Origin of the sequence: Tenacibaculum sp. E3R01 (genome assembly GCF_003318185.1) — a bacterium.
Classification (GTDB): domain Bacteria; phylum Bacteroidota; class Bacteroidia; order Flavobacteriales; family Flavobacteriaceae; genus Polaribacter; species Polaribacter halocynthiae.
In genome coordinates, this window is sequence record NZ_QOCC01000020.1 from 48,985 (window position 1) to 72,673 (window position 23,689).

Annotated in this window: 26 protein-coding genes; 5 read left to right on the forward strand and 21 right to left on the reverse strand. The window is 29.5% G+C overall.

Features of this window, described 5'->3' with window-relative positions; translation table 11 throughout:
* Nucleotides 1-711: 711 nt before the first annotated feature.
* Genes hemN through DS884_RS09305 form a run of 5 tightly spaced genes read right to left on the reverse strand, consistent with a single transcriptional unit; the run spans nucleotide 712 to nucleotide 6,216 of the window.
* Nucleotides 712-2,073 (reverse strand): oxygen-independent coproporphyrinogen III oxidase, encoded by a 1,362-nt coding sequence (hemN, locus tag DS884_RS09285; protein WP_113786565.1) that lies wholly within the window; start codon nucleotides 2,071-2,073, stop codon nucleotides 712-714.
* Nucleotides 2,074-2,115: 42 nt separating this feature from the next.
* The gene (gene deoD, locus DS884_RS09290; RefSeq protein ID WP_113786566.1) at nucleotides 2,116-2,814 is read right to left on the reverse strand and encodes a purine-nucleoside phosphorylase; all 699 of its coding nucleotides are present in this window, start codon (nucleotides 2,812-2,814) and stop codon (nucleotides 2,116-2,118) included.
* An 18-nt stretch (nucleotides 2,815-2,832) separates the two neighbouring features.
* Nucleotides 2,833-3,498 (reverse strand): deoxyribose-phosphate aldolase, encoded by a 666-nt coding sequence (gene deoC, locus DS884_RS09295; RefSeq protein WP_113786567.1) that lies wholly within the window; start codon nucleotides 3,496-3,498, stop codon nucleotides 2,833-2,835.
* A gap of 4 nt (nucleotides 3,499-3,502) precedes the next feature.
* Nucleotides 3,503-3,835 carry an AraC family ligand binding domain-containing protein gene (locus DS884_RS09300; protein WP_093869033.1) on the reverse strand — a complete coding sequence of 111 codons (333 nt, stop codon included), beginning with the start codon at nucleotides 3,833-3,835 and terminating at the stop codon, nucleotides 3,503-3,505.
* 5 nt (nucleotides 3,836-3,840) lie between these two features.
* Nucleotides 3,841-6,216 (reverse strand): heavy metal translocating P-type ATPase, encoded by a 2,376-nt coding sequence (locus tag DS884_RS09305; protein WP_113786568.1) that lies wholly within the window; start codon nucleotides 6,214-6,216, stop codon nucleotides 3,841-3,843.
* Between the two features lie 103 nt (nucleotides 6,217-6,319).
* Here DS884_RS09305 and DS884_RS09310 point away from each other — a divergent pair, with 103 nt between their 5' ends.
* Nucleotides 6,320-7,006: a Crp/Fnr family transcriptional regulator gene (locus DS884_RS09310; RefSeq protein WP_113786569.1), complete on the forward strand. Its 687-nt coding sequence runs from the start codon at nucleotides 6,320-6,322 to the stop codon at nucleotides 7,004-7,006.
* A gap of 108 nt (nucleotides 7,007-7,114) precedes the next feature.
* On the opposite strand, the gene DS884_RS09315 is transcribed toward DS884_RS09310, so the two are convergent.
* The 13 genes from DS884_RS09315 to DS884_RS09360 all read right to left on the reverse strand — a co-directional run bounded on the left by DS884_RS09315 (nucleotide 7,115) and on the right by DS884_RS09360 (nucleotide 17,141).
* Entirely contained in the window at nucleotides 7,115-7,819 is a 705-nt protein-coding gene (locus DS884_RS09315) for a DUF4369 domain-containing protein (RefSeq protein WP_093869030.1), read from the reverse strand.
* Nucleotides 7,820-7,858: 39 nt separating this feature from the next.
* Entirely contained in the window at nucleotides 7,859-9,121 is a 1,263-nt protein-coding gene (locus tag DS884_RS09320) for a DUF819 domain-containing protein (RefSeq protein ID WP_113786570.1), read from the reverse strand.
* A 39-nt stretch (nucleotides 9,122-9,160) separates the two neighbouring features.
* On the reverse strand, nucleotides 9,161-9,820 hold the full coding sequence (locus DS884_RS09325) for a DUF2490 domain-containing protein (RefSeq protein WP_093869028.1): 660 nt from the start codon (nucleotides 9,818-9,820) through the stop codon (nucleotides 9,161-9,163).
* Nucleotides 9,821-10,230: 410 nt separating this feature from the next.
* The gene (locus DS884_RS18450; protein ID WP_158530833.1) at nucleotides 10,231-10,380 is read right to left on the reverse strand and encodes a hypothetical protein; all 150 of its coding nucleotides are present in this window, start codon (nucleotides 10,378-10,380) and stop codon (nucleotides 10,231-10,233) included.
* A gap of 264 nt (nucleotides 10,381-10,644) precedes the next feature.
* Nucleotides 10,645-13,845, reverse strand: coding sequence for a WD40/YVTN/BNR-like repeat-containing protein (locus DS884_RS09330; RefSeq protein WP_113786571.1), 3,201 nt, complete (start codon nucleotides 13,843-13,845; stop codon nucleotides 10,645-10,647).
* Between the two features lie 217 nt (nucleotides 13,846-14,062).
* Nucleotides 14,063-14,227: an Arc family DNA binding domain-containing protein gene (locus tag DS884_RS09335; protein ID WP_093869026.1), complete on the reverse strand. Its 165-nt coding sequence runs from the start codon at nucleotides 14,225-14,227 to the stop codon at nucleotides 14,063-14,065.
* 1 nt (nucleotide 14,228) lies between these two features.
* Entirely contained in the window at nucleotides 14,229-15,149 is a 921-nt protein-coding gene (locus DS884_RS09340; protein WP_113786572.1) for an alpha/beta hydrolase, read from the reverse strand.
* Entirely contained in the window at nucleotides 15,146-15,649 is a 504-nt protein-coding gene (locus DS884_RS09345) for a hypothetical protein (protein ID WP_113786573.1), read from the reverse strand. The genes DS884_RS09340 and DS884_RS09345 overlap by 4 nt, the downstream gene beginning before the upstream one ends.
* 1 nt (nucleotide 15,650) lies before the next feature.
* Nucleotides 15,651-15,809: a DUF4177 domain-containing protein gene (locus DS884_RS09350; RefSeq protein ID WP_093869023.1), complete on the reverse strand. Its 159-nt coding sequence runs from the start codon at nucleotides 15,807-15,809 to the stop codon at nucleotides 15,651-15,653.
* A 2-nt stretch (nucleotides 15,810-15,811) separates the two neighbouring features.
* Complete coding sequence (locus DS884_RS09355) at nucleotides 15,812-15,982, reverse strand: DUF4177 domain-containing protein (RefSeq protein WP_093869022.1); 171 nt, start codon at nucleotides 15,980-15,982, stop codon at nucleotides 15,812-15,814.
* Nucleotides 15,969-16,100, reverse strand: a complete 132-nt coding sequence (locus tag DS884_RS18725; RefSeq protein WP_255414820.1) for a hypothetical protein — start codon at nucleotides 16,098-16,100, stop codon at nucleotides 15,969-15,971. Before DS884_RS18725 ends, DS884_RS09355 begins: the two co-directional genes overlap by 14 nt.
* Nucleotides 16,101-16,103: 3 nt before the next feature.
* Nucleotides 16,104-16,277, reverse strand: a complete 174-nt coding sequence (locus tag DS884_RS18565) for a hypothetical protein (protein WP_199488198.1) — start codon at nucleotides 16,275-16,277, stop codon at nucleotides 16,104-16,106.
* Nucleotides 16,278-16,280: 3 nt separating this feature from the next.
* Complete coding sequence (locus DS884_RS09360) at nucleotides 16,281-17,141, reverse strand: SPFH domain-containing protein (protein ID WP_113786574.1); 861 nt, start codon at nucleotides 17,139-17,141, stop codon at nucleotides 16,281-16,283.
* A gap of 116 nt (nucleotides 17,142-17,257) precedes the next feature.
* Between DS884_RS09360 and DS884_RS09365 the strand changes: the two genes are divergently transcribed.
* From DS884_RS09365 to DS884_RS09380, 4 genes are all read left to right on the forward strand, one after another.
* The gene (locus tag DS884_RS09365) at nucleotides 17,258-18,040 is read left to right on the forward strand and encodes a S1/P1 nuclease (protein WP_093869019.1); all 783 of its coding nucleotides are present in this window, start codon (nucleotides 17,258-17,260) and stop codon (nucleotides 18,038-18,040) included.
* Nucleotides 18,041-18,233: 193 nt separating this feature from the next.
* Nucleotides 18,234-18,800 (forward strand): hypothetical protein, encoded by a 567-nt coding sequence (locus tag DS884_RS09370; protein ID WP_113786575.1) that lies wholly within the window; start codon nucleotides 18,234-18,236, stop codon nucleotides 18,798-18,800.
* 99 nt (nucleotides 18,801-18,899) lie between these two features.
* A complete protein-coding gene (locus DS884_RS09375; RefSeq protein ID WP_113786576.1) occupies nucleotides 18,900-19,409 on the forward strand; it encodes a TlpA family protein disulfide reductase in 510 nt (169 codons plus the stop codon).
* Between the two features lie 7 nt (nucleotides 19,410-19,416).
* Nucleotides 19,417-20,034, forward strand: coding sequence for a thioredoxin family protein (locus DS884_RS09380; protein WP_113786577.1), 618 nt, complete (start codon nucleotides 19,417-19,419; stop codon nucleotides 20,032-20,034).
* Between the two features lie 63 nt (nucleotides 20,035-20,097).
* Here the strand turns inward: DS884_RS09380 and DS884_RS09385 are convergent, their stop codons facing one another.
* The 3 genes from DS884_RS09385 to tsaD all read right to left on the reverse strand — a co-directional run bounded on the left by DS884_RS09385 (nucleotide 20,098) and on the right by tsaD (nucleotide 23,666).
* A complete protein-coding gene (locus tag DS884_RS09385; RefSeq protein WP_093869015.1) occupies nucleotides 20,098-20,709 on the reverse strand; it encodes an aspartyl/asparaginyl beta-hydroxylase domain-containing protein in 612 nt (203 codons plus the stop codon).
* Between the two features lie 74 nt (nucleotides 20,710-20,783).
* The gene (locus DS884_RS09390; protein ID WP_199488199.1) at nucleotides 20,784-22,634 is read right to left on the reverse strand and encodes an LTA synthase family protein; all 1,851 of its coding nucleotides are present in this window, start codon (nucleotides 22,632-22,634) and stop codon (nucleotides 20,784-20,786) included.
* 3 nt (nucleotides 22,635-22,637) lie between these two features.
* Entirely contained in the window at nucleotides 22,638-23,666 is a 1,029-nt protein-coding gene (gene tsaD / locus DS884_RS09395; RefSeq protein WP_113786578.1) for a tRNA (adenosine(37)-N6)-threonylcarbamoyltransferase complex transferase subunit TsaD, read from the reverse strand.
* Between the last annotated feature and the right edge of the window lie 23 nt (nucleotides 23,667-23,689).

Below are 23,689 nucleotides of genomic sequence, written 5' to 3' on the forward strand. Positions count from 1 at the left end.
TATTACCATAAAACAACTTTTAGATAAAAAAAGGAAAAAGCACTAGCTATTTTACCATTCATCGATACTTTTAGTTTATTAATCAGTTGTTGCAGTAGAAGCAACTAATAAATGTTCCATTTTTTTTAATAAGAAGATATATTTACAGTATCAAAATTATTTTCCCCTTTTAGATAAATTGATTCCCTTGAATATTACATTAAAACTCATTAGATGTCTAATGAGTTTTTTTATTACCATAAAACAACTTTTAGATAAAAGAAAGAAAAAGCACTAGCTATTTAACCAATTATCGATACATACAGTTTATTAATCAGTTGTTACAGTAGAAGCAACTAATAGTTGTTATATTTTTTTAATAATAAGATATATTTACAGTATCAAAATTATTTTCCCCTTTTAAATAAATTGATTCCCTTGAATATAGCAAGAAAGCTCATTAGATATCTAATGAGCTTTTATTTTAGGAAATTATAATGGATGTTTTTAAGATTACTTTTTTCTTTAATTAAAGAAATGATATCAACTTTACCATTCGTCGATACTTTAATGATATTCACCCGTTCTTATAGTTGAAACAACTAACAATAACTAGACGTTGTGAATAAGAGGTTATCTTTACAGTATCAAAATTATTTTCCCCTAAAGATAAATTGACTCCCCTTAAATATTACATTAAAACTCATTAGACACCTAATGAGTTTTTTTCATTTAGATAGTCATTGAAAATAGTTTAGTATCTGGCTGTTTTTTATGTAGTTTTTTATCAAAAGCCATACAGATATTGCGAACAAAAGGACGTGCTTTTTCAGGAACAGATAATGTGTTATTTTTAATACTTACTAAACCATCTGTTATCATCTCTTCAAGTTTTTCTATATGTTTTGAAATATTTTTTATGTGAAGGGATTCTTCTTTCCAAGAAGTTTCAAAATGACACATAATGTTTAATATATGTTGGCGAATAATTAAATCTTCTTTTGATAAAAGATGGCCTCTAAAAACAGGAATTTCACCATTATTGACCAATTGTTGATATTCCTTTACTGTTTTTACATTTTGAGAGAATCCATACCAAGAATCTGAAATTGAAGACATGCCTAAACCAATCATTAATTGGGTTTTGTTAGCGGTGTACCCCATAAAATTACGATGTAAAGTTTTTTCTTCTGTAGCTTTATATAAACTATCACTAGGTAAAGCAAAGTGATCCATACCAATCTCTGCATAACCCATATTTGCGAATAACTGCTTCCCTAGCTCATAAAGTTCTCGCTTTTCTTCATTTTTTGGAAGATCTTGTTCATTAAAACCACGTTGACCAACACCTTTTACCCAAGGAACATGAGCATAACTGTAAAAAGAAATTCGATCAGGTTCTAATTCTTTGGTTTTGTTAATTGTATGAATTACATTTTCTTTAGTTTGGAAAGGTAAACCAAACACTAAATCATGACTAATAGATGTATAACCAATTTCACGAGCTAATCGAGTAGCTTTTTCTACATTTTCAAAAGGCTGAACCCTATGAATGGCTTCTTGTACTTTTAAATTATAATCTTGTACACCATAACTAACTCTAGTAAATCCTAAATCGTAAAGAGTTTGTAAGTGTTCTTTTGTTGTATTGTTAGGATGTCCTTCAAAACTAAATTCATGATTTGGGTGTTTTTTTGCATTTTTAAAGAGACCATTAATTAAACGTTTTAATTCTTCTTTGGAAAAAAAAGTTGGAGTTCCTCCACCCAAATGGATTTCTTTTATAATAGGGGTTTCATTTATTAAATTAACATAGAGTTGCCATTCTTTTAATACGGTGTCAATATACGGTTGTTCTACCTCATGACGTTTGGTTATGTGCTTATGACATGCACAAAAGGTACATAGACTTTCACAATAAGGAAGGTGTATATATAAACTGATACCTTCTGAAGTATTACTTTCAATAAATGATTGTTTAAATGTAGCGATCCATTTCTTTTTTGAAAATGTTTCATTATCCCAATAAGGTACAGTAGGGTAACTAGTATATCTAGGTCCTGGAATGTTATATTTTTGTATTAATGAGCTCATGTTTAGTATTGTTTATTAATAAAGGAAGTAGCTTAGTATAGTTTATACCACATTTAAGGCTATCTCTATCATTTCTTTAAATGTTTGTTCTCGTTCATCAGCTGTAGTTTTTTCTTTCGTAACCAAACTATCAGAAATTGTTAAAATAGATAATGCTTTAACATTATATTTAGCTGCTATTGTATATAAACCAGCAGTTTCCATTTCAACACAAAGCACACCATAGTCAGCCCATTTTTTATAACTCTCAAACTTATCTGCGTAAAACTCATCAGAACTTAACACGTTTCCAGCTTTTAATGAAATGTTTCTTTTTGTTGCTTCCAGTACAGCTTTTTGAAACAATTCAAAATTTGCAGTAGGGGCATAATCAGCACCATTAAAGCGCATTTTATTTAATCCAGAATTTGTAGAAGCAGCCATTGCAATTACAATATCTCTAATTTTCACATCTTTTTGATAAGATCCAGCTGAACCAACTCGTATAAGATTTTTAACATCATATTTAGTAATTAATTCTGAACAATAAATTAAAGTAGAAGGAATTCCCATACCTGTTCCTTGTACAGATATTTTTTTACCTTTATAATATCCTGTGAAACCTAACATACCGCGTACGGTATTATAACAAATAGAATTATCAAAAAACGTTTCAGCAATCCATTTGGCTCTCATAGGGTCACCTGGTAGCAAAACAGTTTCTGCTATTTCTCCTTTTTTAGCTTCTATATGTATGCTCATAAGTATGGTTTATGATTTTTAGTACTGGTTTTTATTTGTTATACCATCGGTAACTAAAGAAACTCCAGATGAAGTACCTAAGCGAGTAACTCCAAGGTTAATATATTTTTTAGCGATTTCTATATTTCTTATACCACCAGCTGCTTTAATTTCTATTTTACCTTTAGCTATATTTTTCATTAAAGAAACATCTTCAAACTTAGCACCGTCAGTACCAAAACCTGTTGAGGTTTTAATGAAATCAGCCTTAGCGTTAACAGCTAATTGGGTAACAATTTTTATTTGTTCAGTATTTAAATAACAGTTTTCAAAAATTACTTTTAAGGTATGTTTTTCAATGATTTTTTTTATTTGACTTATTTCATTTTCTACATACTCATATTCTCCGTCTATTAATTTTCCAATATTAATAACCATATCAATTTCTGAAGCGCCATTTTTAATAGCATTTTTAGCTTCAAATACTTTTGTTTCTGTACTCATAGCACCTAGAGGAAAACCAACTACTGCAGCAATTTTAATAGTTGAATTTTCTAATTCTTGTTTAGCTAATTGTACGTAAGATCCGTTAACACATACTGCGCTGAAATTGTGTTTTTTAGCTTCATTACATAGCTTGATAATTTCTTTTTCTGTAGCTGTTGGCTTTAATAATGTATGATCTATATATTTGTTTATTTGCATGTTCCTAAACGTTTTTTACTCTATTTACTGTGTCTGATTTTGATAAAGATAATCGAACAATACTTTCCTCTATTGCAGTAAGGTTATGAACTACGTGTGGTTTCAATGAAATGATATCACCAGTATTTAGTAGTTTCTCTTCTTCATTAACTCCAAAAGCTATACATCCTTTTACTACTTGAACTATGATTGCAAATGGGGCTTGATGATCTTCCATGGTTTGACCTTTTTCGAACACAACTCGTATTTCTTTTGAAAAGTCAGTATCTAACAGTAATGAAACAGCTGGTTTCATTTTATTAAACTTTATATTTTTTAAAAATGAGGCTACTTTCATAATTTTTATTTTATTTTTCGTCCTAATATATTTGTTGCAATAGTTGTAAATAGTACTATACTTATTGAGCTCAAAGGCATTAAAATAGCAGCTATTACTGGTTTTAGTTGCCCAGTTACAGCAAAGTAAAGACCTACTACGTTATAAGATAAAGATAACAAAAAACAGTGCTTTATAATTTTAATAGCAGTTTTTGAGGCTTTAATGTAATTAGTTATCTGATGAAATTTTGAAGCATCTAAAATAGCATCACAGGCAGGAGAAAATACATTAATGTTTTCAGAAAGAGCAATCCCAACATTACTTTGGGCCAAGGCTCCAGCATCATTTAATCCATCACCAACCATCATTACTTTTTTATTTTGTTGCTGAAGACCATTAATATAATTTAATTTATCTTCAGGCTTTTGATTGAATAGTAATGTTGTAATTGAGGGTAAAAAGTTTTGTAAATATTTTTTTTCCCCTTCATTATCACCAGACACTACAGCTAGTTCATAATTATTTTTTAAAGAAGAAAATACTGGTTCAACATCTTTCCTATAAGCATTTTTAAAAAGAAATTTACCTTTATATACATCGTTTATACTAATGTGAACAGAAGTATCTAGATTCGTAGATTCTGATTTATCTTGAACAAAAGAGGATGATCCAATTTTTAATGTTGTTTGTTGGTAAGAAGTTTCAATACCTTTTCCTATGTATTCATGATAATTATCAATAGATATATTTTCTTCGTTCTTAAAAGAAGTATAAAGCATTCTACTTAATGGATGATTTGATGATCTTAAAGAGCTTTTTAATATTGATTTTTGTTCACTGTTTAATACTATTCCATCATAAGTAATGTTATTTTCTTTGTTAGTTGTTAAAGTCCCGGTTTTATCAAAAATTATGCTATTAATAGTTGCCAGTTGCTCAATAACTGTAGCGTTTTTAAGATAGAATTTTCGTTTGCCAAAAATACGTAATAGATTACCTAAGGTGAATGGAGCTGCCAAAGCAATTGCACAAGGGCAAGCAATTATTAAAACAGCGGTAAATACATTTAAAGCTTTACTTGGGTCGTAAAAAAACCAAAATAGTGTAGTTACAAAAGCAATGGATAGTACTGCAATGGTAAAGTTTTTACCAATACTATCGGTTAAAGTTTTAAAAGTAGAGTTTTTATCTTTTTGAAATACATCATTACTCCATAATTGAGTTAAGTAACTTTGAGAAACAGAATTTAAAACTTCCATCTCTATACTTCCGTAAAGTTGTTTTCCTCCTGCAAATATTTTATCTCCCGATTTTTTTGAAACTGGATTAGCTTCACCAGTAACAAAGCTATAATCTATTTGCGCATTTCCATTGATTAAAATACCATCTACAGGAATTAATTCTTGATTTCTTATTAGTAATCGGTCTCCTTTTTTTATGTTATAAATTTGAGTATTTTCTTCTTTACCATCTTTAGTTATTTGTGTTACAGCAATAGGGAAATAAGATTTGTAATCTCGCTCAAAGGATAAAAAGTTATATGTTTTTTGCTGAAAAAACTTACCAAGTAAAAGGAAAAATACAAGTCCGGTTAAACTGTCGAAAAAACCAGTACCTATATTGAAAACAATTTCTACAGTACTTCTTATAAATAATACCAATAAACCTAAAGCAATAGGAACATCAATATTTAATATTTTTGTACGTATTCCTTTATAAGCCGAAACAAAATAGTCCTGACTGGCATACAATATAACGGGTAATGAAAAAGCAAACATTAACCACCTAAAAACACTTTTGTATTGTTCTAACCAAAATTCAGAAACTTCGAAATACTCAGGAAAAGATAAAAACATTACATTTCCATAAGCAAAACCAGCAATTCCAAGTTTATATAATAAACTTCTATTTACTTGTTTTTTACCTACTTCATAGTCTTCTAAACTAATATAGGGTTCGTACCCTATTGAACTTAATAATAAAACAACTTCTTTTAAATTTGTGTTAGTTGCGTTGTAGGTAATTCTAACCGTTTTTTTAGGGAAATTAACTTGAGATGTAGTTATGTATTTTTGAAGTTTGTGTAAGTTTTCTAAAATCCATATACATGAACTACAATGTATATGAGGGATGTACATATTTACAACTTGAATATTGCCATCATTAAACTCTATTAACTTTTCAACAATATCATTATTAGTTAAAAAGTCATATTTCCCTTTAATTTCTTCGGGGATAGCACCAGGACTATTTTGAAAGTCGTAGTAGCAGGTTAAATCATTGTCTGAAAAAATTTCATAAACAGTTTTACAACCATTACAACAAAATGATTTTTCATTAATAGTAATAGTATCTGCCTCACACTTGTTACCACAGTGAAAACATTTTTTACTTTCCATATTTACTCTTTTGCCTAGAGCAAAGGTCTATTATTATGTTAGTATAAAATATGATATTTGTCAGCTTTTTAGTACCTTTGATTAATCTCAAAAAGGGCACATTATGAGTAAATGTGAGCAATGTATTGTTCGTCAATTTAATTCTTTAAAGGCATTAACAAAAGATGAATTAGTAAGGATTTCTGGATGTAAAACTTCAAAATTAGTAAAAAAAGGAGAAGTTTTATTTGAAGAAGGTGAACATATAAATGGTGTGTTTTGTATAAAAGATGGTGTTTGTAAGGTTTCTAAAATGAGTGATAATGGACGTGATCAAATAGTTCATTTGATTAAAAAAGGAGATTTACTTGGGGAACGAAGTTTGATAAATAATGAAACCTCAAATTTAAAGGCAATAGCAGTTAATGATATGGAGGTTTGTTTTATTCCTAAAGAAGAAATCATAAAAGATTTAGAGAAAAATCAAAACTTTACCATGGAGATTTTAAAGAACATGGCTTTATCATTAAAAAATGCGGATAATGTTATTGTAGACATGGCACAAAAAACGGTGAAGCAACGTTTAGCAGCAACTTTATTATATTTAGACGAAAGGTTTTTAAAAAATAGTGAAGGAGCTATTGATGTTAATTTTTCAAGGGAAGATATAGCCAATATTATTGGAACAGCTACTGAATCAGCCATTCGATTACTTTCTGAATTTAAAAAGAACAAATTAATTAGTTTGAAAGGTAAAAACATTACTATTTTAAATCCAAGAGGATTAAAGGATATTTCTGAAGGATTTTAAAATTTATTAATAATTTAAATAGACTATTTTAAATAAAAATAGTTATTCTATAAAAAAGACCAGTGATTATTTAATCACTGGTCTTTTTTACTTTTTAGTAGCGTAAAATTATTTCTGTTCTTTGATTTTTATATCAGTAATAAACTTTTGTAAACGTTTACCATATGGTGAATTCTTTACTTTATCAGTTAAGCTATTATTTATAGTGTCAAGTAACTTAATATTAGCGTCAAATAGTTGAGTTAGCGCTATATATGGAGCAGCTTCACTATCAGGGTTAGCAATCGCAAAATTTGTAGTGAATAAAAACCTACGACGAACCATTTTTTTATAATCAGCTTCAAGTTTTTTAATCAATTCTTCATCTTGTGCTTGTTTAGCCTCAAAATCTTGTTTAATAAAATCTAAACGTTGGTCAGTAAAGCGTTTATCAACCTTATTGTAATTATCTAATACTTCTTGGTTCTTTGATCCTTTTATTACAGGTTTAAATCCAAATTCTTCAACGTTATCGTTAATTGTAATTTCTCCTTTTTCTCCAAAAAATAATAAACGTTTATCATTTGTGTTTCCATTAAAAGTAAGGTAATACATTACAGGAGACTCTACATTATCTGTTAAAATAAATGCATCATTACCTAATAAGGCAACAGAATCAACAGTGATTAATACTGTATCCTTCATTTTTTGAAGATATAAAGTTCCTTTTTTAAGACCTTTAATTTGCCCTTTAACAATCATGTTTCCTTGTTTTTTAGAAGAACATGCTATAGCAATAAATGTAAATACTAAAACGATTAAAAGTTTTTTCATTGAATTAAAAATTTTGAGTTGCAAATATGAGGAAATCTACTAAGCTTTCGAGGCTATTTCCATTAAAATTGTACATAACATGGCTCCGTAGGTTCCAACTACATACCCAAAAACAGCAAGTAAAACTCCAACTGTTGCTAATGATGGATGAAAAGCAGCAGCAACTACAGGAGCGCTGGCTGCAGCACCAACGTTGGCTTGACTTCCTACAGCTAAAAAGAAATAAGGCGCTTTTATTAATTTAGCTACTAATATCAATAAACCTGCATGGATAGACATCCAAACGACACCTACCACAAGTAATCCTGGATTATCTAAAATACTGGTTAAATCCATTTTCATACCAATAGTAGCAACTAAAATATAAATAAAAATGCTTCCTATTTTACTAGCACCAGCTCCTTCATAATTTTTAGCTTTGGTAAAAGATAAAAGAATACCAATGATAGTAGCAATTGTAACCATCCAAAAGAATTTAGAAGAAAAAGAGGATAAAGAGGAAGTTTTATCAGCTACTGATTCAAAATTATTGACTAAATAACTAGATATATTATCTGCACCAAAATGAGCAAGACCAACTGCACCAAATGCTAAAGCTAAAATAATAACTAAATCAGCTAAAGAAGGAACTCTAGTTATATTTGAAGTAAAAGATGATACTTTATCTTTTAACTCTTCAATAGCTGTGGTATCTGCTTTTAACCATTTATTTATTTTATTGTTTTTACCAATTCCAATTAATAAAATAGCCATCCAAATATTTCCAACAACAATATCAACCAATACCATTTTTCCATAACTAGCTTGATTATATTGGTATATTTCTAACATAGCAGCTTGGTTTGCTCCACCACCAATCCAACTACCAGCAAGTGTAGAAAGGCCTCTCCAAACAGCATCAAAGCCAACACCTCCAACAGTTTCTGGAGAAACAATGGAAACTAATAAAATAGCTATAGGCCCACCGATTATAATTCCAATGGTTCCTGTAAAAAACATAATTAAAGCTTTAGGACCTAAGTTAAAAATAGCTTTTAAATCGATACTTAAAGTCATTAAAACTAATGAAGCTGGAAGTAAATACCTACTAGCAATAAAATAAGTTTGCGTTTTTTCTGCTGAAATCCACCCCATAGAATTAAAAATAGAAGGGATTAAATAACACATTAAAACGCCTGGTACTATTTTATAAAATTTAGACCAAAATCCTGATTTTTTAGATTCTGTATAAAAGACAAACCCTAATGAAACCATTAAAATTCCGAATACAATTGCATCATTAGTAAAAAGAGGTGCTTCCATAAATAGTAATTAGTTTGGGCTAAGGTATATAAAATATGTTTATTTCTTTTTTTGGTGATTTGTGTTAATGATAATACCTAATTGAATTCTATCAAGATGTGTATCATTAACCATAATATTCATATATCCAGCTTTCAATTTAATAGAACTTGATAGTTTATAAGAAAAACCAGTTCCTAGCCAGTTTTGATTATATGCTTGCCCATCAAAATCAAAGAAAATTTCATTAAATAAATATGTTGACCATTTTTTAGATATAGGGTAGTCTAAACCTAATTGATAACGTACAAAATGTCCTGTAATTGAATTGAAAAAGCGTTGCTCAAACCTCAATCGGTGAGCAAAACCTAGTTTAGAAACTTTATGTTTTACATTAAAGTCCTCATAAATTCTGTGTTCATTAAAAGAGCCACCATCAATACCAAATGTGTTATCTGTATTTAAATAAGAATGACCAAGTGTTGCGCTTAAGTTTTTGTTGATTTTATAATTAACCCCAAAACGACTAATAAACTGTTGCATATCATCTCCAATTTCAAAGAAACGAAAATGAGCCATTGTTTTTAAACTGAATTTTTCAGATAATTTATGAGATCCATTATACATGTACCATGCACCTAGTTCTTTTGCAGGATTTTTTTGAGCTACTATTTTTAATGAAACGATAGCTACTATAAGGGTTAAATAAATTTTCTTCATTATGTTGATTTTCCTTTTTTTATTAAATGTAAAAATAGTAATTTCATTAAATTCTAAAAAAAGAACCTGTTTAAAATACTTTTTAAACAGGTTCTTATTAAAAATTATTAATTTTAGTTATTTACTCTCATAAGTTTTGTTGCTAACACTCCTTATTACTTTATATTTTTATAAAGAAGAAATTTGGAAATAAGTATTTTTATGTTAAAACTTGATTTGGTAAGTCTAAAGGACAGAGCCTGATTGGGTAGTACTTATTAAGTTTATTATTTAGATGATTAGCATCAATGTATAGAAGCTACCATTAATTGGTAGCTTCTATTTAATTATAGGTAAAGTGTTACTTGATTATAAAATACATATAGTGTATTATACAAAAAGGCTATCTATTGAGTAGACAGTTTTTGTTTTTATACCATATGCCCAGAACAGGCAAGTATTGAACATCTACCAAATTTATTTAAGCAAAAGCCCCAGCCACAGCCTCCTTCTTTTCCATTGATTTTTTTAAGTTCTTCTTTTTTTAAAACTTTCCCTAAGTTTAAAATTGATTTTTTCATAATAAATAATTAAAAATTTAATAAGCCCTGAACGTTTAAAGACACTCAAGGTTTGTGTCTAATTTTCGCGAAAAATATATTTATGTAATACTAAAAAGTATATTTTTTTGCTAGAGCTTATATGTTAAGGGAGTTTGAAATAGTAGTTATTTCAACATAATTAAAAGGGTATTAAGAGTTGTAGTAAAAGTAAATAATAGCTTTCATTAAAAAATCACCCGAAAAGGGTGATTTTTTAATGAATATAGTAAGTTTATTAAGTTGTTAATTTGTTTTAAATATACGTACTTCTTTAAAAGGTGTAATTGTAATTTTTTCAACTTTTTGTTTATAATCAGACCACTCTTTATTAAAGAATGCATTAGTTTTATCAATTGCTTCCTTTAAAGTATTTTCAAATTGTGCTACTAATCTTTCTTCAGTTTTGGTTTGATTTTTAAATTTACTACCAACATAACTATAAGCTGTCCATAAACGAGTACTTACATTTGGAACCGGGCTTCTAACTATACCTTGACGTTTATCTTTTTTTCCTAAATAAAGGTCTATCAATTTAGTTATTTCTTTAGAAATTTTTTCTGAAGATTTTATCTCAGATTTATATTTTTCTTTATCTTCTTTTTTTAATTTTTTACTGTAGTTGTCGGCAATTTGCTTACTCTCTACTAATTGTTTTACTACTTTTCCTATAACTTTTTCTTTATTAGATAGCTTTTTTAAGCTTCCATATAATTGATCAAGATTTTGTTCTGTTAATTCTAACCTAGGATCAAATTCAATAGAGATGTTTTGTTCAGAAACAACATTTCCATAGGTCGCTTTAATTTTATAAATACCAGGTCTAGCTCCAATTCCACTAGGTTCAGATTTTTGTTTACGAATCTTTCTTGAAGCTCTTAGTACACCTTTTTCATCCATCCCCCAACGTAATGTGTGAATTCCATTTTTTTTAGGTGCTTTTCTTTTTAGAGTTCTAATTAATTCGTTTTTATTATTATAAAATTCAAACTTTATTGAATCCCATTTTATTTTATTTTTCTCTTTTTTAACAGTTTTAGTATTTGATTTTCCCTTTTTGTTTTTAGAATCTTTTTTAGGTTTGTTTAAATAATATTTTATTAGAGCTCCACTAGACCTGTTTTTTCCATTAAACATGGCGTCAGCTCCAAAACGAGAGCCAGTAGGTTGTTGATAAGCAGCATGATATCCGGTAGGGGGAGAGAATAGTTCAAATTTATTTACCAAAATATTTTTGTTAGCTGCTATAGCTCTTAACGGACGAATATCGTCTAACACCCATGCAGCTCTACCAAAAGTACCAATAACTAAATCATGTTCTCTTGGATGAATAACTAAATCTTTTACAGGTACAGTAGGAAATCCGTTAGTCCATTTTATCCATTTTTTACCTGCGTTTATTGATATATATAATCCGTCATCTGTACCTAAGAACAATAAGTTAGGGTTTATAATATCTTCAATAATACATAAAGCATAGCTTTGAACATCATTTTCATTTACTATACGTTCCCATGTTTTACCATAGTTTTTAGTACGATATGCATACGGTTTGTAATTAAATCTACGATAATCATTAGCAACTAATAAAGCTTCTCCTTTATTTTTGTTTGAGGCTTTAATTTGTGTTACCCAGCTATTTGCTGGTAACCCTTTTATATTTGTTGAAACATTAGTCCAGTTTTGACCTCCATTACGAGTAATTTGTACTTGTCCATCATCAGTAGCTGCCCATAGCATATCCTTTTCTAAAGGAGATGGTTCTACCACTAAAATAGTACAATGGTTTTCAGCACCAGTTGCATCCATTGTTAATCCCCCACTTTCAGATTGTTTTAATTTGCTTTTGTCATTAGTAGTTAAATCTGGAGAAATAATTTCCCAAGTAAGTCCTTTATCGGTTGATTTGTGTACAAATTGACTTCCAAAGTATAGTGTAGAATTATTAAAAGGATCAATATTAATGGCAGAATTCCAGTTAAATCGAAGATGCATTTTTGAATCAGGATGTGTAGGGCGAACAGGAAAGTTATTTCCTGTTTTAGAATCATAACGAACAACATATCCTTGTTGACTCATAGACCATCCATAACGAGCATCATCTTTATCGGGTACTACATCAAATCCATCTCCAAAACTAATTTCTTGCCAATAAGAGTTTCTAATTCCTTGCGATTTCCATACATAAGCAGGTCCTTTCCAAGATCCGTTATCTTGCATTCCACCATATATATTGTATGGATATTCATTATCTACATTGATATGATAAAACTGTGCAATAGGTAAATTACCAACAAAACGCCATGATTTACCTCTATCATGTGTAATATTTAAACCTCCATCATTTCCATCAATCATAAAAGATGCGTCTTCTGGATGTATCCACCAAGCATGATGATCTGGGTGAACTCCATTAGATACTCCATAGGCAGGCATTAATTGTTTGAAGTTTTTACCTCCGTCTTCAGAAACATTGATGTATGTAAAAACAGTATATAGTCTGTTTTCATTTTGAGGATCAACATAAATTTCTGAATAATAGAAAGGGCGATTTCCAATACCACGTTTGTCGTTAATTTTTTTCCACTTAAAACCACCATCTATACTTTTGTAAAGTGCATTTTTCTTAGCTTCAACGAGTGCGTAAATTACATCAGGGTTAGAGCGAGATATTGCAACTCCAATTCTTCCTAAATCTCCTTTCGGAAAACCTTCTTTCTCAGTGATTTTTTTCCAATTTTCACCACCATCATGAGTAATATAAATGGCACTTCCTTTTCCTCCAGATTTAAAAAACCAAGGATCACGTTTATGTTCCCACATAGAAGCGATTAATTTATTAGGATTTGAGGGGTCCATTACTAAATCTGCCGCTCCAGTTTTATTATTATTGAATAAAATTTGTTTCCAAGTTTTACCACCATCGATTGTTTTATAAACACCTCGTTCTTTATGTTCTCCCCAAGGTGATCCAATAGCTCCAACATAAACAATATTTGGGTTTGTTGGATCAATAATGATTCTATGTATATGACGTGTTTTTTCTAGTCCCATGGATTTCCATGTTTTACCAGCATCTAATGATTTAAAAATTCCATATCCACCATTTAAACTATTTCTAGGGTTTCCTTCTCCAGTACCAGCCCAAATAACACTAGGATTTGATTGTTGAATAGCTAATGCTCCTATTGAAGCAGTTACTTGTTTTTCAAAAATAGGCTTCCATTTAATTCCTCCTGAGGTAGATTTCCAAACACCACCAGAAGCAGTACCGACATACATGATATCAGTGTTTTTTTGAACAACATCGATAGCTGTTACACGTCCACTCATACCACCTGGGCCAATATTTCTTGGTTTCATGTTTTTTACCAAGTCCATAGAAAATTCTTGTGCAAATAGCATAGAACTAATGGATATAAATAGTATTGAAAGTATTTTTTTCATTAGATAAGTTTAATTAGTATGTTGAGAGGTAAAGATATTAATTAAACTTCTTAAAAAAATGTTAAGCTCTTTTGGAAACGGTTTATTAAAAGCTGGATATTAGCTTAGTTAGGTTAGTTTTTCTTTTAAAAAGGACGTTTAAAAGTCATATATAAAATTGTATGATAATAAGAGGTGTTCCTATACAATAATTATGGCAATACAAAGAAGAGTATATTTACTCTTCTTTTTTCTTTGGTTCCCGTTTCGCTTCTTTTAAAACTTGCATAAGCATCCATTCAATCTGCCCGTTGGTAGATCGAAATTCATCAGCAGCCCATTTTTCAACTGCCTTTAGCATATCTTCATTTATGCGTAATGCAAATGCTTTCTTTTTTGCCATACTATTTCTTTATAAAATTTAAAATAGAGACTATTAACTCGTCGGAAATCATATATTCAGAAGTATAATACGATTTTAAGTTATCAGAATCTTTTTCTAGTTCTATTAAAACATGATTCATTTTATCAATAATATCTATAGTTGTTTTTGAATTGGCTTTATGCAAAAGTTCAGCCTCTTCAATTTGCACTTGTAAATCTTTGTTTCCATTAATGATTAAAGTGGGAATCGTTAATTTTTTAATTTCTTCTACTGGATTGTATGTAGTCCAACTTGAAATAAAAGGTAAATTTTGTTTTGCAAAAATAGAAATTAATAAAGGATTTACTTGTTTAATGTCTCCTGTATTCAATAATTCTTCAAAATGATTTTTTGTGATTTTTCCTAATTGTTTGTTTTGTTTATTTACTTGTTTAATAATAGTTTTATCAATTGTATGTGCACTTCCTGCTATTGAAATATATTTGTCTATGTTTTTTGAGGCCAACATTCCAATCAGTGAGCCTTGGCTATGTCCAATTAGAATAATTTCTGAAAATCTTTGGTCATTTTTAAAATGATCAATTACTTTTTTAGTATCTGTTACTAAATCTTCAAAAACTACTTTCTTTAAAAACTTGTAGTTTTTTGGGGTAGCGGTTCTTTTGTCATAACTAAAGAAGGCAATGTCATTTACGTTAATTGCTTTTCTAAACTTTTGAATATAATTAGCTTTTATAATCTTTCCTTGATTTCCATTTCTGTCTATATTTCCTGAGCCATGAACCCATATGATTAAAGGTGTTTTTTTTGATGTATAGGTTAAAGTACCAGGTAGTTCAATAGAATCATTTTTTATGATGATATTTTCTGATTTTACTTGAGCAAAAGAAAATACAATAGTAATTAAGTAAAATGTAATGTAAAAGATAAAGCGTATCATAATATTTTTATTTTGTTTTCATAGGTGTGTAAAACAAGTTCTACATCATCTTTTTTTTGAGTTCCTATTAATAACTTTTCACCGTTTACTAATTCTAATTGGATGCCTATATTTCCTTTAATATTAACTGCTATTCCTTTTTTAGAAAGAGTGTATCTAATTCCCCAACCACCATATTCAGCTATTGGATTGTATTGCCTAACATATATGTTTTTAATTTCTTTCCATTTTTTTGTTTTTAATTTAGAATGAAAAGGAAATAGTTGATAATGGATGCCATGCTCATCTATTTTAGTTTTTAGTACGCAACTATAAATTAAAACATGAACTAATAGTATAGCGGTTAATGAAATTAAAGAGGAGCTATTTGCAGTTAAACTTTTATCTATAGCACTCATCCATCCTGTAACTATAGAGTATATAGGGATAATTGATCCTAAAACTAAAAGGATATGGAGCCATGTTTGAGTAAATCGTTGCTCTTCTTTAAAGACTTTCATTTTACCTGTTTTTATCTCGTTCTAAAATAATTCTTACTGAGTTTTCAGCAATATGCTTTAAAACCCATCCTTCTCTGGCATATTGATTTAAAGTGTCCTCTAGTTTTTGATTATTACCAGAAAAACCCATTTTCCAATTAACTACTTTATATTCTTTCATTTTTATCTGTTTTTATCTTTTTCTAATAGAGCTTCTATATTACCACCGTTATTTAACGGATACACGTTAATAACTCTCCACCCTTGTTTTGCATAATTGTTAATTTCTTCTTCAAATTTTTGTCGTCCATTACTCCAACTAAACTTTCTATTTATAATTTTATATTCTTTCATTTTTACCTGTTTTACACTTTTTTTTATTAGCTAAAGATAAAGCAACACCAATTGTTGTACCCATACCAGCCCCTAATGAGATACCAATTGCTAAATAAAGGATCTGTTTTTTATTCATAGGTTAAAATTTGTTTTTAGAATTTCCATTCTTTTTTTTAATTTTCTGTTGGTTAAATAGTAAACCAAAAACGAGTCCAACTCCAGCCCCAATAGGCAATCCTAATCCGGTAGAAGAAAAAATAATACCTATTCCAGCACCGAAAATCATTCCCATAAAAGCATTCTTGTTCTTCATTTTTTAATGATTTAGTGTACCAGTATTCAAAACAGGAGAGGCTTCTTTATCACCACACAAAATAACCATTAAGTTACTTACCATTGCAGCTTTACGCTCTTCGTCTAATTCAACAATTTGCTTTTTGTTTAACTCCTCTAAAGCCATTTCTACCATGCTTACAGCTCCTTCAACAATTTTATGCCTTGCTGCAACAATTGCAGTTGCTTGTTGGCGTTTTAACATTGCACTTGCAATTTCTTGTGCATAAGCTAAATAACCAATTCTAGCTTCAAGTACTTCAATTCCTGCAATAGATAAACGTTCGTCTATTTCTTTTTCTAAAGCATCACTTACTTCATTTACACTTGAACGTAATGTAATATCTTCATCATGACCTTCATCTGCAAAGTTATCGTAAGGATACATGCTTGCTAGCTTTCTTACAGCGGCATCTGTTTGTACACGAACAAAATTCTCATAGTTGTCTACATCAAAAGCAGCTTTATAAGTTTCAGTAACTCTCCAAACTAAAATAGTACTAATCATTACAGGATTTCCTAACTTGTCGTTAACTTTTAAACGCTCACTATCAAAATTACTAGCTCTTAAAGAAATTGCTTTCTTCTTATAAAGCGGGTTTGCCCAATACAATCCATTTTGCTTAACTGTACCTACATATTTTCCAAAAAGCAAAATTACTTTTGATGAATTAGGGTTTACTAAAATAAAACCGAATGATAAAATAAAACCTACTAGTGTTGAAATTAAATAAATAGGGGTTTCATTTTTGATTGACATAATTATTCCACCAATAAAAAGTGTTAGTACAATAAAAAATAATAGATAGCCATTTGCTGGTTTAATGATTTTTTCTGAGTTCATATTGTTGTTTGATTTAATTTGATATCATTTTGATATCGTAAAGATATGAAATATTTTTTTATAAATCCAAAAAACTATGCGTACTATTTTTTAACTTCGCAAAAAAAGTATTTAAAATGACTAAACGTTTCTTATTACTAGTATTCAGTTTTTTAATGTCTTTTACGGGGTTTTCGAATGATGATATTTGGGGGCCAACCGGACATAGAGCTACTGGAAAAATTGCTGAAAATCATTTAACAAATAGAGCAAAAAGAAAGATAGATAAATTATTAGAGGGGGAAAGCTTAGCCTTTGTATCAACTTATGCTGATGAAATAAAATCTGATAGAAATTATAGAGAATTTTATTCTTGGCATTATGTGAATATGCCTTTAGATGGAAAATATGAAACTTCTGAAAAAAACCCGAAAGGAGATTTAATTACTGGGATTAATCGTTGTGTGAAGGTTTTAAAAGATAAAAATAGTACAGTAAAAGATAAGCGTTTTCATTTAAAAATGTTAGTGCACTTGATGGGAGATTTACATCAGCCTATGCATATAGGTCAAAAAGAAGATAAGGGAGGAAATACTATTCAGGTTCAATGGCATGGGAGAGGATCAAACTTACATAGGGTTTGGGATGAAAGTATACTTAGCAAATGGAATATGAGCTATGTTGAATTAGCTGATAATGCAAAAAGATTGTCTAAACAACAAGTTAAGGTAATTCAAAAAGGAAATGTAGTTGATTGGATGTATGATACTCATAAGTTAACAAAAGAAGTGTATGCCTCTGCTAAAGTAGGAGAGAATTTGCGTTATAGATACTCGTATGTTTATTTTCCTATTGTAAGAGAACAATTACAAAAAGGAGGTTTGCGTTTGGCAAAACTTTTAAACGATATTTTTTGTTAATAAACGTAAGTTTTTTAACAAAAAAAGAAATTTATAAAATGACAATCTGATATTTTCAGGTTGTCATTTTTGTTATAGAAGAGTTTTTTTTAGTGTTAATTGGTTGTTTTTTATCTGTTTAGGTTTGTTTGTGAGGTTTTAATGGTATCTTTAAAAGAAAATACAGCTACAAATTAACCAAACAAACTATATTATGTCAAATTCGCAAAGCATTCTTTTGAATGGAAATTCTATTTATTTTTTTGATAATTATTTAAATTCAGGGAGCTATATGTTTTTAATTAATGCTCCGTTTAATACACAAATGTTGGTTTCTCCTGTAAACCCTATACCAGGACTTAAATTTATAGATAAAGATCCGACTCCTAATATTTTTAATGCTAATTTAATTGTTCCACAAGACGGGCAATATGGTTTTAAAGTTACATTAGATAGGTCTATTACTCAGGGTAGTTTAGAGGTAAAGATTATAAAGCAAGAAGGTAGTAGTTCTATAGGGGGAGCAAAAGTTAAATTGTGGAATCGAGTAGATATAAGAGATTGTATAACTTCTTATTTTAGAAGTAGGAATCTTAATGAATGGGGTGGCCCAAATACACCAGGTTCAACCCAAAGTACTCCAGGAGCATATATGTCTGGGAATTTTGAAAATAGGTTTGAATACTTGTTGAGTAGTTTAACAATTAGAAAGGCTGTATTAGCGAAATTACCACAATACAAAGATGAAATGAGTCAGGAGTATGGCGCTATTTATTATTAGGCTTGATTTTTCTGAGCTTTTCTCTTGTTAAGTTTAAGTTAATTAATAGCTATTATAATAGTAATTAATTAAATTAGAGCCTTATATAAATTTTGATTGATGAATAGAGTTTGTTTGTTGTTACTTATGGTATTAGCAGGAGTTTCGTGCAAAAAAAGTAATGAAGATAAAAAAGAAAAAGAAGTTATAATCAAGGTTTCAACACTAAATTATGACCAGCTGACACCTTTATTACATAAAAATGATGGAAAAATTTATGTAATAAATTTTTGGGCTACTTGGTGTGTACCTTGTGTAAAAGAATTACCAGCTTTTGAAAAATTAAGTGCTAATTATAAAGATAAAAATGTAGAAGTTGTTTTGGTAAGTTTAGATTTTTCAAAACAAATAGAAAGTAATTTAATTCCATTTATAAAAGAGAAAAAGTTAAAATCTAAAGTAGTTCATTTTGAAGATAGTAATGAACAATTTTGGATTAAAGATATTGCTGAAAACTGGACAGGTTCTATACCAGCTACTTTAATTTATAATGGAAAGAAAAGGAAGTTCTATGAAAAGTCATTTGACTATGAAGAGTTACAAAGTGAATTACAAACTTTTTTAAACTAATATAATTATGAAAACTTTTAAAACAATACTAGTGTTAACTGTTGCTGCTGTAGTTTCTGCATTTACAATTAATGATAACGGAGGTTATAAAGTAGGAGATGTAGCTTCTGATTTTAAATTGAAAAATATCGATGACACCATGGTTTCTTTAGCGAACTATAAAAAGGCTAAAGGTTTTATTGTTGTTTTTACGTGTAACAAATGTCCATATTCTGTAGCAAATGAAGACCGTCTTATAGCTTTAGATAAAAAATATAAAGAGAAAGGATATCCAGTAATCGCAATAAATCCAAATGATCCAGCTGTTTCTTCAGGAGATGATTTTGAATCTATGAAAGTTAGAGCTAAAGAAAAAGGGTTTACGTTTCCGTATTTATTTGATGAAGGCCAAAAAGTATATCCAATGTATGGAGCAACTAAAACACCTCATGTTTATATTTTAAGTAAAAACAAAAGCAAACTAATTGTTGAGTATATTGGAGCTATTGATGATAGTTCTCGTAGCGAAAGTAATGTTTCTGAACGTTTTGTAGAGAATGCAGTTGATGCTTTATTAAAAGGTAATAAACCTACCAAAACGGATACACGTGCAATAGGGTGTTCTATTAAATATAAGAGAAGTTAATATCTTATTTATAGCATAAAAATATAAAACCCTGAACTTAAAAGTTCGGGGTTTTATGTTGGTTTAATTTGCTTTTTTTATGATGTTCCTTAACCAGTTATTAGGAATCATATCAATAGTTAAATTTACACGTTCCGTTTTTCCGTAGTTGGTTATTTTATGAGGATCATTTAGTTTTAAATACCAACATTCACCCGGTTGCATTGCTACAGGAGTATTATTTAAATAAAAGGTAACATCATCATTACCAAAAATAGGTATGGTAAGGCGTACTACAGATTTTTCTATTTCAAGAGCTAATGTTGGATCGTTATGTTCTTTAACTACAGCACCAGGAGCTAAGCGAAGTAACCTAACGAGTGTTACTTTTGTGTGTTCCTTAAAAGTATTTACAATACTAGTTAAATAAGGAGATTCTTTAAGCTCAGTAGTGTCGAGCCAATCTGTCCAAGAACCATCAGCGTAATCATCGGCTGGAGGGGGGAATGGTAATGATTTGTCTACAATATGCGCTGGGGCTCTTAAAGGAATTGTATCATAATATTCATACTTAATTAAATGCTGCTGTTTTAAATCTTCAAATTCTTTCAGCATTTTGCTTACATCAAACTGAAAAGGGAGCAATACACGATCATTATGTGTTTTTGATATAGAAGGTTCAATTGCGTTTTCCATAAAGTTTTTAGATTAAGTTATATTAGTCTAGCTATAGCTAAGATAATTGAAATTAATTAAAAATCAATAGGAGCTTATTTGTTTAGGAAATCTTGATAAGCTTCTTGAGTTATGGCTTTACCCAAAGAGTCTAATGTTTTATAATTCCCTTCTTGTATTACAGGTTTATTACTTACATAATCATAAACAAAACTTCCATTTTTCCCTACTGTACCAAAACCTTTATTAAAAATATAATGAATGTATTGTTCCTCAGAATTATTAAAAAGATGCTTGCTGAATTTAAACTGGCTAGCATTCCCTTTTAATAAATGAGTTAACGTGTATGAGAAATCAATTTGTGAACCGAAATTATCAACAGTAATTCCTTTTTTAGCAAGTGCACCACCTAACCAAACCATTGGAATTTGGAATTTTTTAGGAGAGTTAAAATATCCTTTATGTTTAGGTAGTGGATGTCCGTGGTCAGACATAATAACAACTAATGTATTGTCCCACCAAGGTTGTTTTTTGGCATCAGAAATAAATTTTCCAATTGCTTTGTCAGTATATGCTTGTGCACTTTTATAAAGATTTTCTTCTGAATTTTTTCCAAATTTATAGGTGTCAGGAAATTCATAAGGTTCATGACTGGTTAATGTTAAAGCTACTTTGAAAAAAGGTTTTTCTAGTTGAGGTTTAGATAAATCTTTCATAACGCGATCTAAGAAAATATGATCATGTGCTCCCCATTTTGAATTCCAATTTTCTTTATCAAAAGCACTACCATCAAGCATGAAATCAATATCCCCATTTCTTAAATAGGTATTCATATTACCAAAATTAGTATCACCACCATAGTAAAAAGCTGTATTGTAACCTAAGTTTTTCATTTCCTTAGTTAACATTGGAAGTTTTCTTGTTTTGTGTGGCATTTTAATAATACTTAAAGTTGGTTGAGGATAATAACCGCTTAAAACAGCAACTAAACCTTTATCTGTTCTATCTCCATTTCCATAAAAATTAGTAAATAAAATCCCTTCTTTTGCTAATTGATTTAGGTTTTCTGTAACATTAGGTTCTCCTCCTAATGCACCTACAGCTTTAGCAGATAAACTTTCCCAAATAATTAAAATAACATTTGGTTTCGATGTTTTTAATATCGTATCATTACTAGTTAATAGTTGATTCCTTGTTTTATCAATTATTTCTGTAGCATTATTAGGACTGAAATTTTGATATGGATTTGTGTCTTCTGTTTTGTGAGTTAATGTGTTAGAGAAATTCCATATAAAATTTACTGCTGCGTGATTAGCAAACATATGTTTAGAAAAATAAACATTACTTTGGTTTATAGGTATAGTTTGAACACCGCCTCTGATTGGTAGTATAAGAGCAGCAAATAAAACTAAAAAAATAGGAGCTTCCCATATTTTTCCTTTTTCTAAATTATTAAAAAGAATCGTTAGTTTTTTATTGAAAAGATAAGTTGTGAAACCAGAAATAACAAGCCAACTAATAATTCCACCAATTAACATGGTTACAGTTACTGAAGCAAGCATTATTTTTGGAGTATTGATGTAAGTTAGTAAAGTAGAATCAATACGAACTCCCCACGATTTATACAAAACTATATCAATTAACATAAATAAGTTAATTATAAATAGAACAGGGTAGGTATAGCTTTTAATTAATAAAGCAACTATTTTTTTAGGAATCCAAATTGAGAATAAAAAAATCAAAAAAGGAATTAAAGATAGATAACCTGAAAAAGAAGCATCTAATTTTAATCCATGTAAAAATGTTTTTAAGATGGTAATAAAATCAAGATCAAAAGTTTTATCGTAATAAAAAGCTAAAAATAAAAAACGAGAAAAAGAAAAATAGAGCAGCCATAATACAAAATAATTAAAGCTAAGTGAAAGTCTGTTTTTTAGTGATTTCATAGTTTATTCAGTAACTTTTAGTCTAGCTTTCGCTGTAACAAAAACATCAGCGTAGTTTTTGTTTAGATATTTTAAATAACCAGTAATAGCAATCATTGCAGCATTATCAGTTGTGTATTCAAAATTAGGAATATAAGTAGTCCAGCCCCAATGCTTCTCTGCTAACTGTAGGCGTTTTCTAATTTCAGAATTTGCGGAAACTCCTCCAGCTATTGCTATATGCTTAATATTAGTATGTTTTACTGCATTTTTAAGCTTCTCCATTAAAATTTCAATAATTGTATATTGGATTGAAGCACAAATATCATGTAAATTTTCTTTAATAAAATTAGGATTTTCTTTTACATTTCGTTGAATGAAATATAAAATCCCAGTTTTTAAACCACTAAAACTAAAATCTAACTCACCTACTTTAGGTTTTGTAAATTTAAACACTTTTGGGTCTCCAAGTTGAGCATATTTATCAATTAATGGACCACCTGGATAAGGGAGTCCTAATATTTTTGCCGATTTATCAAAGGCTTCTCCAACTGCATCATCTATAGTTTCACCAAGAATTTCCATTTCAAAATGATTAGTGATTTTAACAATTTGAGTATGGCCTCCACTAATGGTTAAACAAACAAAAGGAAATGGCGGTATTTTACAACCTTCTTCTTCTATAAAGTGAGCTAAAATATGTGCCTGCATATGATTAACATCTATCAAAGGAATGTTTAAACCTAAAGCTAATGATTTTGCAAAAGAAGTACCTACAAGTAAAGACCCCATTAATCCAGGACCTCTTGTAAAAGCAATTGAATTTAAGTCTTCTTTAGTAATACCAGCTTGTTCTATAGCTTGCTGTACAACTGGAACAATGTTTTGTTGGTGAGCTCTTGAAGCTAATTCAGGAACAACACCGCCGTATTTGGCATGTATTTCTTGGTTGGCAACTACATTGCTTAAAACTTTACCATTACAAATAACAGCAGCACTTGTGTCGTCACAAGAGCTTTCAATACCTAAAATATAAATGTTTTTAGTGCTCAAATTAAAAAGAATTAAAGAGCAAA

What these genes read in the sequence shown, in the direction of transcription:
- hemN (WP_113786565.1), bottom strand. Translation starts at nt 2,073, where the DNA reads ATGAGCTCATTAATACAAAAATATAACATTCCAGGACCTAGATATACT.
- deoD (WP_113786566.1), bottom strand. Translation starts at nt 2,814, where the DNA reads ATGAGCATACATATAGAAGCTAAAAAAGGAGAAATAGCAGAAACTGTT.
- deoC (WP_113786567.1), bottom strand. Translation starts at nt 3,498, where the DNA reads ATGCAAATAAACAAATATATAGATCATACATTATTAAAGCCAACAGCT.
- DS884_RS09300 (WP_093869033.1), bottom strand. Translation starts at nt 3,835, where the DNA reads ATGAAAGTAGCCTCATTTTTAAAAAATATAAAGTTTAATAAAATGAAA.
- DS884_RS09305 (WP_113786568.1), bottom strand. Translation starts at nt 6,216, where the DNA reads ATGGAAAGTAAAAAATGTTTTCACTGTGGTAACAAGTGTGAGGCAGAT.
- DS884_RS09310 (WP_113786569.1), top strand. Translation starts at nt 6,320, where the DNA reads ATGAGTAAATGTGAGCAATGTATTGTTCGTCAATTTAATTCTTTAAAG.
- DS884_RS09315 (WP_093869030.1), bottom strand. Translation starts at nt 7,819, where the DNA reads ATGAAAAAACTTTTAATCGTTTTAGTATTTACATTTATTGCTATAGCA.
- DS884_RS09320 (WP_113786570.1), bottom strand. Translation starts at nt 9,121, where the DNA reads ATGGAAGCACCTCTTTTTACTAATGATGCAATTGTATTCGGAATTTTA.
- DS884_RS09325 (WP_093869028.1), bottom strand. Translation starts at nt 9,820, where the DNA reads ATGAAGAAAATTTATTTAACCCTTATAGTAGCTATCGTTTCATTAAAA.
- DS884_RS18450 (WP_158530833.1), bottom strand. Translation starts at nt 10,380, where the DNA reads ATGAAAAAATCAATTTTAAACTTAGGGAAAGTTTTAAAAAAAGAAGAA.
- DS884_RS09330 (WP_113786571.1), bottom strand. Translation starts at nt 13,845, where the DNA reads ATGAAAAAAATACTTTCAATACTATTTATATCCATTAGTTCTATGCTA.
- DS884_RS09335 (WP_093869026.1), bottom strand. Translation starts at nt 14,227, where the DNA reads ATGGCAAAAAAGAAAGCATTTGCATTACGCATAAATGAAGATATGCTA.
- DS884_RS09340 (WP_113786572.1), bottom strand. Translation starts at nt 15,149, where the DNA reads ATGATACGCTTTATCTTTTACATTACATTTTACTTAATTACTATTGTA.
- DS884_RS09345 (WP_113786573.1), bottom strand. Translation starts at nt 15,649, where the DNA reads ATGAAAGTCTTTAAAGAAGAGCAACGATTTACTCAAACATGGCTCCAT.
- DS884_RS09350 (WP_093869023.1), bottom strand. Translation starts at nt 15,809, where the DNA reads ATGAAAGAATATAAAGTAGTTAATTGGAAAATGGGTTTTTCTGGTAAT.
- DS884_RS09355 (WP_093869022.1), bottom strand. Translation starts at nt 15,982, where the DNA reads ATGAAAGAATATAAAATTATAAATAGAAAGTTTAGTTGGAGTAATGGA.
- DS884_RS18725 (WP_255414820.1), bottom strand. Translation starts at nt 16,100, where the DNA reads ATGAATAAAAAACAGATCCTTTATTTAGCAATTGGTATCTCATTAGGG.
- DS884_RS18565 (WP_199488198.1), bottom strand. Translation starts at nt 16,277, where the DNA reads ATGAAGAACAAGAATGCTTTTATGGGAATGATTTTCGGTGCTGGAATA.
- DS884_RS09360 (WP_113786574.1), bottom strand. Translation starts at nt 17,141, where the DNA reads ATGAACTCAGAAAAAATCATTAAACCAGCAAATGGCTATCTATTATTT.
- DS884_RS09365 (WP_093869019.1), top strand. Translation starts at nt 17,258, where the DNA reads ATGACTAAACGTTTCTTATTACTAGTATTCAGTTTTTTAATGTCTTTT.
- DS884_RS09370 (WP_113786575.1), top strand. Translation starts at nt 18,234, where the DNA reads ATGTCAAATTCGCAAAGCATTCTTTTGAATGGAAATTCTATTTATTTT.
- DS884_RS09375 (WP_113786576.1), top strand. Translation starts at nt 18,900, where the DNA reads ATGAATAGAGTTTGTTTGTTGTTACTTATGGTATTAGCAGGAGTTTCG.
- DS884_RS09380 (WP_113786577.1), top strand. Translation starts at nt 19,417, where the DNA reads ATGAAAACTTTTAAAACAATACTAGTGTTAACTGTTGCTGCTGTAGTT.
- DS884_RS09385 (WP_093869015.1), bottom strand. Translation starts at nt 20,709, where the DNA reads ATGGAAAACGCAATTGAACCTTCTATATCAAAAACACATAATGATCGT.
- DS884_RS09390 (WP_199488199.1), bottom strand. Translation starts at nt 22,634, where the DNA reads ATGAAATCACTAAAAAACAGACTTTCACTTAGCTTTAATTATTTTGTA.